Below are 9,438 nucleotides of genomic sequence, written 5' to 3'. Positions count from 1 at the left end.
GATTGTCCTCACCGCCTCTCCGACCTCATCCTGAGGAGCCGCTGCAAGCGGCGTCTCGAAGGAGGCTCCAGCGCGCACGGGAGACGCCCTCGTCCTTCGAGACGGTCGCACAGCGACCTCCTCAGGATGAGGGCTGTGGGGGCACGGCAGCCGGGGATGGCCGGCACAAGGCCGGCCATGACGGGCGAGAGGATGGAAAGGGAGCGCTCCTCTCCGACCCCTCCAGACCTCATCCTGAGGAGCAGCGCAGCTGCGTCTCGAAGGAGCCTCCAGCGCGCCCTGAAACATCCTTCGAGACGGTCGCTGCGCGACCTCCTCAGGATGAGGGCAGAGGGGCGGAGTTGACGATGTGGATGGCCGGGACAAGCCCGGCCATGACGTGGAGGGTGTCATCCCCGGCCTCGTGCCGGTGATCCCGATCCGAAGAGCGCCGGCCCCTGTGGCTTAGGCTTCAGGCGCGCTCGACGGCACGAAGCTCATGCTCGCAAAGAGCGCCTGGGCTTTGCTCAAGGCTGCGGCGGCGGACACGACCATCTGCGGGAGCACCATCCATTCCAGGGTCCAGGCGGCTCCCGAACGCTCGCCCTCATGGACCAGCGCCTGATGCAGGGTGCCGAGCATTCCGGCATTGAAGCGCGCAAGCGTCACCAGAACCTCCGCCGAAACGGGGTTGGATTTATGGGGCATGGCGGACGAGCCGCCGCCCGTGGCAAGCCGCACCTCGCCGACCTCGTTCTGTGCCATCAGGGCGATGTCCTGACCGATCTTGCCCAACGTCCCGGTGAGCAGGGAAAGGAATGCGCCGAACTCGCCGATCCTGTCGCGCTGGGAATGCCAGGAGGGAGCAAGACCGAGCTGGAGGATGTCCGCCATGCCATCAGCCACGGCATCGCCCTGCCCCATCAGCTCGCCACGGGTCCCAATGGGACCGCCGAGCTGAACGACCAGCAGGCGCGGCGCGAGATCCTGCAGTTTCTCTCTGTGCCGCTCCAGCGGCTGAAACCACGTGTCGATCTTTTCGGCCGCGGTGAACGGAAGCGCCTGCTGCATCCGGGTATGCGCCATGAGGCGTATCGCGCCATCCCGGCGCTTCAACCCGTCGAGAGCATGGATCAGCGTATCGAGGCGCTGCCCGAGGGTCTCGATGATGGGCTTGAGACGCAGGATCAAGGCCGTGTCGATGACGTCCTGGCTGGTCGCTCCGAGGTGAACCGACCGGGAATGAGGCGCGCCGACAGCAGCCCGCAATTGCTTGACGAATTCGGGGACGATCACGCCATCCCGGGCTAGGCCCTCGGCAAGCTTGGACCAGTCCGCCCGAAAGGTGTGACAGATTTCGGCGATCCGCCGCGCAGCGTCTTCGCTGATCAGTCCGACCTTCGCCTCCGCCTGCGCCAGGGCGGCCTCGACACGCAGCATGGCCGAGAGTTCAGCCTCGTCGGAAAAGAACGCCCCCACCTCCTCATCGCCGACGAGAACCTGCAGAATGGGAGATGGTGGCGTCCGCGTCATGTCGATGTGCCCGTCACACGGCCTCAAGGGTGATGGCGATACCCTGCCCCACCCCGATGCACATCGTGGCGAGCGCACGCTTCTTGCCCCTGAGCTTCAGCTCAAGCGCAGCCGTGCCGGTGATGCGAGCCCCCGACATGCCAAGCGGGTGGCCAAGCGCGATCGCGCCGCCATTCGGGTTCACGTGCTCGGCATCCTCAGGAATGCCGAGCTCGCGCAGCACCGCAATGCCTTGGCTGGCGAACGCCTCGTTGAGCTCTACGATGTCGAAGTCCGTCGGCTTGAGCCCCAGGCGAGCACAGAGCTTCTTCGTGGCCGGAGCCGGTCCGATCCCCATGATGCGCGGCGCAACGCCCGCAGTGGCGCCACCGACCACGCGGGCGATCGGTTCGAGCCCGAACTTCCGGACGGCCTCCTCGGAAGCCACGATCAATGCTGCCGAGCCGTCATTCACGCCGGACGCGTTGCCGGCCGTCACCGTGCCGTCCTTGCGGAAAGGCGTCGGAAGCTTCGCCAGTTGCTCCAGGGTCGTGTCGCCACGGGGATGCTCGTCCTTGTCGACAACGACCGGATCAGCCTTCCGCCTCGGAATCGTGACCGGCACGATCTCCTGGGCCAAGCGTCCATTGGCCTGGGCCGCGGCAGCCTTCTTCTGCGAGCGCAGGGCGAAGGCGTCCTGGTCCTCGCGCGAGACGTTGAAGTCCGCCGCCACGTTCTCACCGGTTTCCGGCATGGAATCCACGCCGTACTGGCTCTTGATCAACGGATTGACGAAGCGCCAGCCGATGGTGGTGTCGTAGATCTCCGCGTTTCGCGAGAATGCCGTGTCGGCCTTCGGCATCACGAAGGGCGCGCGCGACATGGACTCCACGCCGCCGGCAATCATGATCTCCGCTTCGCCCGCCTTGATGGCGCGGGCCGCAGCGATGACCGCGTCCATGCCGGAGCCGCAGAGGCGGTTCATGGTGGTTCCGGGAATCGAGCCGGGCAGTCCCGCCAGCAGCACGGCCATGCGGGCCACGTTGCGGTTGTCCTCGCCCGCCTGGTTGGCGCAGCCGTAGATCACATCGTCGACGGCCTCGAAATCGAGGTTCGGGAGGCGCTCCCGCAGCGCCTTCAGAGGCACGGCGGCGAGGTCGTCCGCGCGGACGCTGGAGAGGGAGCCGCCGTAACGGCCGATGGGCGTGCGGACATAGGCGCAGATAAAGGCTTCACGCATGTTCAAATCCCCTTCTTGCCGCCGTGAGCTTTCTCGGTCCTGGCCTGAAGCTCGCGCAGGGTCGTGAGTTCGAGTTCGGTCGGCGGAGGCGTTTCTTCAAGATGCTCTGAGAATCGCACCTTCCAGCCGCAGGTTTCCTGCACCTTATCGCGGGTGACGCCGTGATGCATCGACACCACGGTGAATTCCTTCGTCTCGGGATCCGGCTTCCAGATCGCAAGATCCGTGATCAGGAGCGTCGGCCCCTTGGTCTTGATGCCGAGCCGCTCGCGGTGATTGCCGCCCTCGCCGTGCCCGAAGGAGGTGTAGAAGTCGATCTTTTCCACCATGCCGCGCGTCGCCTGCTTCATGGTGATGAAGACTTGCCGACAGGAGCTGGCGATCTCCGGAGCGCCGCCGCCGCCGGGCAGGCGCACCTTGGGCTTGCGATAATCGCCGATCACGGTGGTGTTGATGTTGCCGAAGCGGTCGAGCTGGGCGGCTCCGAGAAAGCCGATGGAAATGCGTCCGCCCTGAAGCCAGTAGCGGAACATCTCCGGCACGGAGACCGTGGTGACCGCCGTCTCGCACAGCTCGCCGTCGCCGATGGAGAGCGGAAGCACGTTCGGCGCCGTGCCGATGGTGCCGCTCTCATAAATCAGCGTGATGTCGGGCGCATGGGTCAACCGGGCCACGTTGCAGGCCGCTGACGGGGCCCCGATACCGACGAAGCAGACATCGTCGTTGGACAGGGCGCGGGCCGCCGCGATGGTCATCATCTCGTTGGGCGTGAAATCGGAAAGGTTCGTCATTCTTACAATCCCTTCACGCGATCGGCGAACACGTCGGGGCCCTGATCGAGCACATTCTCCTTCATCCAGGCCGTGAACAGGTCGCGGTCGGCGGAGATCTTGTCCCATGCGAGATAGGACGCGTTGTCGCGCTCGTAATAGCCGTGGGTGTAGGATGGATGGGCCCCGCCCGGGACCTGTACGATGGAGGTTACGGTCCAATGCGGCAGCACGCAGAGGTTCGGATGCAGGTCGTCGAAATCCTCCACGATCTCCTCGACCGTCACGACCGAGCGCGTGGACGCCAGAACCGCTTCCTTCTGCACGCCGACGATGCCCTCCACCAGAACGTCGCCACGCCTGCTCGCCTTCTGTGCGTGGATGACCGCCACGTCGGGACGATGCGCCGGCACGGCCGCGAGTTCCTCGCCCGTAAACGGACAGGTGATGCTCTTGATCGCCGGGTTCACGTCCTTGAGGCCCGCGCCGAGGTAGCCCCGGAACACGGCGCAGGGCAGGCCTGCGGCGCCCGCCTCATAGGCATTGGCCATGGCCGCATGGCTGTGCTCCACCGTCTCGATGGACCGGGGCCAGCCGTTCTCGATGGCGTCGCGCATGCGGCGCAGGAGACCGACCCCGGGATTGCCCGCGTAGGAGAAGATCACTTTTTTCACGAGACCCATGCCGATCATCTGGTCGTAGATGATATCAGGGGTCATGCGGATCAGCGTGAGGTCCTTGATCCCTTGCCTGATCACCTCATGGGCGGCGGCATGGGGAATGAGATGGGTGAACCCCTCGAAGGCGACCGTATCGCCATCGCGCAGGTTCTCTGCAACAGCCTCCTTGAGGCTCTGGAACTTGGCCATGATGTGCTTTCAGATCGGCAATCAGATGTCGAAAAAAACGGTTTCCTTCTCACCCTGCAGGTGAATGTCGAAGGTGTAGGTCGGCATTCCGTTCTCCTCGCTTCGCGAGGCGATGAGAGTCGGAACCCGGAACTTGTGCTCGACGCGCGCGAGGATGGGGCATTCCGCGTTGGCCGTTTCCTCGTCGCCGAAATACATCCGGGTGTGCAGGCCGATATTGATGCCCCGCGCCACGATCCAGAACGTGATGTGCGGCGCCATCGGACGGCCGTCCCGATAAGGCACGCGGCCCGGCTTGATCGTCTCGAAGCGATACTCGCCCGTGGCGGCGTCCGTCGGCTGGCGGCCCCAGCCGACGAAGTTCGGATCGGCCTGACCGCGCGTCTCCTCGGGACTGTTGTAGAGCCCGGCCGCGTCGGCCTGCCAGATCTCGACCAGGGCGTCCTTGATCGGGTTGCCGCTGCCGTCGAAGATGCGACCCTTGACGACGATCCGTTCGCCCCTGGTATCGGGCCCGACGATGACGAGGCCGAGGTCCTCTTTCCATACCCCGGTGATCTCGACCCAGTTCGGGGTCGCGCCGATATGGACGTAAGGGCCGGCCGTCTGGGAGGGCGATTCTTTCAGTGTCGTCAGTCTCTGGAACATCAGTTCCCCTCCATCCGGTTCTCGAACATCGTGGAGCGGCGTCCGCGCAGGACGATGTCGAACTTGTAGGCGAGCGCATCCATGGGCAGCGTGGCGTTGCGGTCGAGCACGGCGGTCAGCTGGTCGATGGCGGCCTTGTCGGAAATGGTCGAGACGATCGGACATTGCCAGATCATCGGATCGCCCTCGAAATACATCTGCGTGATCAGGCGCTGCGCGAAGGCGTGGCCGAAGAGCGAGAAGTGGATGTGGGCGGGACGCCAGTCATTGACCCCGTTCGGCCAGGGATAGGCGCCGGGCTTGATGGTGCGGAACCAGTAACGTCCCTCCTCGTCCGTGATCGTGCGCCCGCAGCCGCCGAAATTCGGGTCGATGGCGGCCAGGTAAGTTTCCTTCTTGTGCCGGTAGCGTCCGCCCGCATTGGCCTGCCAGAACTCCACCAGGGTACCCGGCACCGGGCGGGCATTCTCGTCGAGCACGCGGCCGTAGACGATGATGCGCTGGCCGATGGGATCGCCCGTCTTGGCGAAATTGCGGATCAGGTCGTTGTCGAGCGGGCCGATCTTCTCGTGGCCGAACCGCGGGCCCGTCATCTCCGAGATGGTGTTGTCGAGCGACAGCAGCGGATATTGCGGCGAGCGCAGCACCGAGGTCTTGTATTGCGGCGTGAGCGCGGCCGGATGCCAGCTCCGGTCCCGCTGATAGTATGATCCCTGATCCGACATCCCGGCTCTCCCTCGCAGCCCGCCCTCTTACTTCCGAGGTTCGGTATCTGCTTCCATTTCGGCGAAAGTTTTTTTGACGATCTTGATGGCGTGATTGGCCGCCGGCACCCCCGCATAGACGGCCACGTGCAGCAACGCCTCCTTGATGTCTTCCTTGGTCGCGCCCGTGTTGCGCGTCGCGCGGACATGCATGGCGACCTCGTCGTCCTGTCCGAGCGCAGCGAGGAGCGCGAGCGTCACGATGGAACGCTCGCGCTTGGTGAACCCGGGACGCGACCACACCGAGCCCCAGGCGCCTTCGGTGATGAAGGTCTGGAAATCGGCGTCGAATTCCGTCATCTGCCCGGTCGCCCGGTCGACATGGGCGTCTCCGAGCACCTGGCGGCGCACCGCCATCCCGGCCTTGTAGCGTTCGCTCTGATCGTTCTCAGACAAGTCCCGCCTCCTGGAGATGCCGGTTGATGAGGTTCGACAGCACGGCAGGCTTCTCGATGCAGGGAATGTGGCCTGCACCGTCGATCAGCGCGAAACGTGCACCGGGAATGAGATCGGCCGTGCCCTTGACCACATCCGCAGGGGTCGAACCGTCCTGATCGCCCGCGACACACAGGGTCGGAACCTCGATTCGGCCGGCATCAGGCCTCAGATCCGCATCGCGGATCGCCGCGCAGGTTCCGGCGTAACCGTGGGCCGGCGTGCGAACCAGCATGTTGCGCCAGCCTGCGACATCATCGGATCGGGTTTCACGAAACAGAGGCGTGAACCAACGCTGCAGGATGTTGTCCGTGATCGGCTCGATCCCGCCCCTCTCAACCGCGGCGATGCGCTCGGCCCAGAGTTCCGGCGTTCCGATTTTCGCGGCCGTGCAGCAGAGCGTGAGAGCCTGTGTGCGTTCGGGAGATCTTACCGCCAAGCGCTGTGCGATCATTCCTCCGACCGACAGGCCGACGAAGGCTGCCCGCTCGACGTCGAGGCGATCGAGAAGCGCCACCAGATCGTCCGTATGATCGTCGATCGTATAGGGTGCGGGCGGCGCATCCGAGAGACCGTGCCCGCGCTTGTCATAGAGAACGACACGAAACCGATCCGTGAAGGCGGGGACCACCTCCTGCCAGAGGCGGAAATCGCTTCCGAGCGAGTTGATGAAGACGAGCGTCGGCCCACCGGTCTGCCCGAGCACCTGATGGTGGAGAACGATCCCGTTGACGCGTGTAAATGCCATGCCTCACCTCAATGCAGGGAACCGACGCCGATGTAATGCTCGACCAGTCCCTGGTCTGCCCGCAGAGCTTCGCTCGTTCCGCGCCAGGCGATCCGCCCGCGCTCCAGGATCAGGACGGATTCCGCGAAATCGAGTGCGCTTTCCAGGCGCTGTTCGACAAGCAGGATCGTCATCTCGCCGCTGGAGGCGAGCCGCGTGAAGGCTGCCATGAGTTCCTCGCAGATCACGGGCGCCAATCCTTCCAGCGGCTCATCGAGGAGCAGGACGGAGGGGCGGCCCAGGATGGTTCGCGCCGTCGAGAGCATCTGCTGCTCGCCCCCGGACAATTGCCAGCCGAGATTGTTACGCCGCTCGTGGAGACGCGGGAACATGTCGTAGGCTTCCTGGATGACACTACGCGGCCTGTCTTTCACACCGACGATCAGGTTCTCCTCGACGGTCAGCGAGCGGAAGATGTCGCGCGTCTGCGGAACGAGTCCGATGCCCCTGCGCGCCCGCTCGGAGCTCCTGAGAGGCGTGACGTCGGCGCCGCCGATCAGGATCTCGCCCCCGTAGCGCCGGTTCAGGCCCATCAGGGTGGACAACAGGGTCGTCTTGCCCATCCCGTTCCGTCCCAGGATCGACAGGCGCGCGCCGGACGGCACGGAGAACGACACGTCCTCGAGGACGATTGTCGGGCCGTAGCCCGCACTCAATCCGCGAACTTCAAGCGACGCTGCGGGCATGGGCATAGTTCCCCAGATAGGCCTCACGGACCTTTTCGTTGGCCGCGACTTCCGAAGGCAGCCCTTCGAAGATGATCTCGCCCGCCGCCAGCACGACGACCCGCTTGGCGAAGCGGAAGACGAGATCCATGTCGTGCTCGATCATCAGCACGGCCAGGCTCGGCGGCAGGCGCTCCAACGCCTGTTCGATCCTCGGCGTATCGCTGGACGGCACACCGGCCGCAGGCTCGTCGAGAAGCAGAACCTTCGGCCGAAGCGCCAATGCGATCGCGATTTCCAAAAGGCGCTGCTGGCCATAGGCGATCTCGCCGACTTTCCGCCGGGCCACATCCAGCAAGCCGAGGGTCGAGAGAATGCTCTCGACCTCTCCTGCCACCTCGGAATTTCCGGTGAACCTGCTCAGGATCCGTGCGGCCTTACCCTCACGCTGCAGCACGGTCAGCGTCACATGTTCCTCCGGGGTCATCTGCGAGAACAAGCGCGTGACCTGGAAGGTGCGAACCAGCCCCTTGCGAACCCGCTGCACGGCGCCGAGAGCGGTGACGTCCTCGCCACTGAGAACGACACGCCCCGCGCTCGGACGGAGCTGGCCTGTCACCAAATTGACCAGGGTGGTCTTTCCGGCGCCGTTCGGCCCGATGAGGGCAAGCCGCTCGCCCGCCGGCATCGACAGCGAGATGTTCCTGCTGACGGCGAGACCGCCGAAATTCTTGGTCAGGCCTTCGACACGGAAGAGGTCGCTCATGCTCGACCTCCTTTCATGCGCTTGCCGTTCTGGAAGATCCTTTCTGAGAGGCCGCTCAGACCACCGGGTGCCACGAGCACGACGGCAATCAGCAAGGCACCGACCATCGTCATCCAGTGGAAGGGATTGATGGCCGAGACGATGTGCTCGAAACCCATGAAGATGACGGTTCCCACAAGCGCCCCGTAAAGCGTGCCGAGACCGCCGAGCACCAGCATGACGAGGGCATTGGCGGACAGCTCGAAGCTGACGCTGTCGAGGCCGACCACCTGGGTGGAGATTGCTGCCAGCGCGCCGCCCGTCCCGGCCACCGCTCCCGAGATCACGAACATCTTCAACAGCACCGGAAACACGTAAGAGCCCATGGCGCGGATACGGACCGGATCCTGCCTGATGCCCCGGCACAGCATGCCGAACGGCGACGAGACGATGAACTTCAGGGCGACGAACACGACGACCAGCAAGGCGAGCCCGAAGAGATAGGCCGTCCGCCCCCAGAGATCGAACTCGAACACCCCGAAGAGCGGACTTACCATCAGGCCCGCGAGCCCATCGCTGCCGCCCGTATAGGCGGATGCCTTGTTGGCGGCCTCGTGGAAAAGCTGGACGATGGCGATGGAAAGAACAAGCTGGGCAAGGCCGTGGGCGCGCAGCATGATCGTGCCCATGAGAAGTCCCGCCATCGCCCCAGCCACAGCCCCGATGGCGATGAGTGTCAGAGGCTCGGTGACACCGTTCACGCAGGCGATCCCGGCCGCATAGGCACCGGCTCCGAAAAGAGATGCCTGTCCAAGCGAGGCCACGCCGCAATAACCGGTGATCAGATCAAGAGAGAGGACGAGAAGCGCCACCGCAATGACACGGGTCAGGAGCGCGAGGTTGTCGGGGAACAGCCAGTACCCGGCAAGGCCGGCGGCAACGATGAGGATCACGCCGGCCACGTCCCGCAGCCATCGACCTCCCACCGCAGGAGCCGCTGCAGCTCTCTCTGTTTGAGCAATGA

At 64.7% G+C, this 9,438-nt stretch carries 11 protein-coding genes; all 11 read right to left on the bottom strand.

Annotated features, from left to right (window positions below; all coding sequences use genetic code 11):
• Nucleotides 1-444: 444 nt before the first annotated feature.
• From DDF70_RS26360 to DDF70_RS26310, 11 genes are read right to left on the bottom strand one after another with little or no spacing between them, the layout of a single operon-like run.
• Nucleotides 445-1,512: a 3-carboxy-cis,cis-muconate cycloisomerase gene (locus DDF70_RS26360; RefSeq protein ID WP_114947723.1), complete on the bottom strand. Its 1,068-nt coding sequence runs from the start codon at nt 1,510-1,512 to the stop codon at nt 445-447.
• Nucleotides 1,513-1,525: 13 nt separating this feature from the next.
• Nucleotides 1,526-2,731, bottom strand: a complete 1,206-nt coding sequence (pcaF, locus tag DDF70_RS26355; RefSeq protein ID WP_114947722.1) for a 3-oxoadipyl-CoA thiolase — start codon at nt 2,729-2,731, stop codon at nt 1,526-1,528.
• Between the two features lie 2 nt (nt 2,732-2,733).
• Entirely contained in the window at nt 2,734-3,522 is a 789-nt protein-coding gene (locus tag DDF70_RS26350) for a CoA-transferase subunit beta (protein WP_114947721.1), read from the bottom strand.
• Nucleotides 3,523-3,524: 2 nt separating this feature from the next.
• Nucleotides 3,525-4,370 (bottom strand): CoA transferase subunit A, encoded by an 846-nt coding sequence (locus DDF70_RS26345; RefSeq protein WP_114947720.1) that lies wholly within the window; start codon nt 4,368-4,370, stop codon nt 3,525-3,527.
• A gap of 21 nt (nt 4,371-4,391) precedes the next feature.
• Nucleotides 4,392-5,018: a protocatechuate 3,4-dioxygenase subunit alpha gene (gene pcaG, locus DDF70_RS26340; RefSeq protein WP_114947719.1), complete on the bottom strand. Its 627-nt coding sequence runs from the start codon at nt 5,016-5,018 to the stop codon at nt 4,392-4,394.
• A complete protein-coding gene (gene pcaH / locus DDF70_RS26335) occupies nt 5,018-5,743 on the bottom strand; it encodes a protocatechuate 3,4-dioxygenase subunit beta (RefSeq protein ID WP_114947718.1) in 726 nt (241 codons plus the stop codon). The genes pcaG and pcaH overlap by 1 nt, the downstream gene beginning before the upstream one ends.
• Nucleotides 5,744-5,770: 27 nt before the next feature.
• Complete coding sequence (gene pcaC / locus DDF70_RS26330; RefSeq protein WP_114947726.1) at nt 5,771-6,139, bottom strand: 4-carboxymuconolactone decarboxylase; 369 nt, start codon at nt 6,137-6,139, stop codon at nt 5,771-5,773.
• A 31-nt stretch (nt 6,140-6,170) separates the two neighbouring features.
• Nucleotides 6,171-6,965 (bottom strand): 3-oxoadipate enol-lactonase, encoded by a 795-nt coding sequence (gene pcaD, locus DDF70_RS26325; RefSeq protein ID WP_114947717.1) that lies wholly within the window; start codon nt 6,963-6,965, stop codon nt 6,171-6,173.
• Nucleotides 6,966-6,973: 8 nt separating this feature from the next.
• On the bottom strand, nt 6,974-7,690 hold the full coding sequence (locus tag DDF70_RS26320) for an ABC transporter ATP-binding protein (protein ID WP_114947716.1): 717 nt from the start codon (nt 7,688-7,690) through the stop codon (nt 6,974-6,976).
• The gene (locus DDF70_RS26315) at nt 7,671-8,435 is read right to left on the bottom strand and encodes an ABC transporter ATP-binding protein (RefSeq protein ID WP_114947715.1); all 765 of its coding nucleotides are present in this window, start codon (nt 8,433-8,435) and stop codon (nt 7,671-7,673) included. Before DDF70_RS26315 ends, DDF70_RS26320 begins: the two co-directional genes overlap by 20 nt.
• Nucleotides 8,432-9,436, bottom strand: coding sequence for a branched-chain amino acid ABC transporter permease (locus DDF70_RS26310; protein ID WP_170316123.1), 1,005 nt, complete (start codon nt 9,434-9,436; stop codon nt 8,432-8,434). Before DDF70_RS26310 ends, DDF70_RS26315 begins: the two co-directional genes overlap by 4 nt.
• Nucleotides 9,437-9,438: the final 2 nt, after the last annotated feature.

It is taken from the genome of Microvirga calopogonii (genome assembly GCF_003347665.1).
GTDB classification, from domain to species: domain Bacteria; phylum Pseudomonadota; class Alphaproteobacteria; order Rhizobiales; family Beijerinckiaceae; genus Microvirga; species Microvirga calopogonii.
The sequence above is the reverse complement of the archived record's forward strand: the minus strand, read 5'-3'. Positions and strand labels throughout refer to the sequence as shown.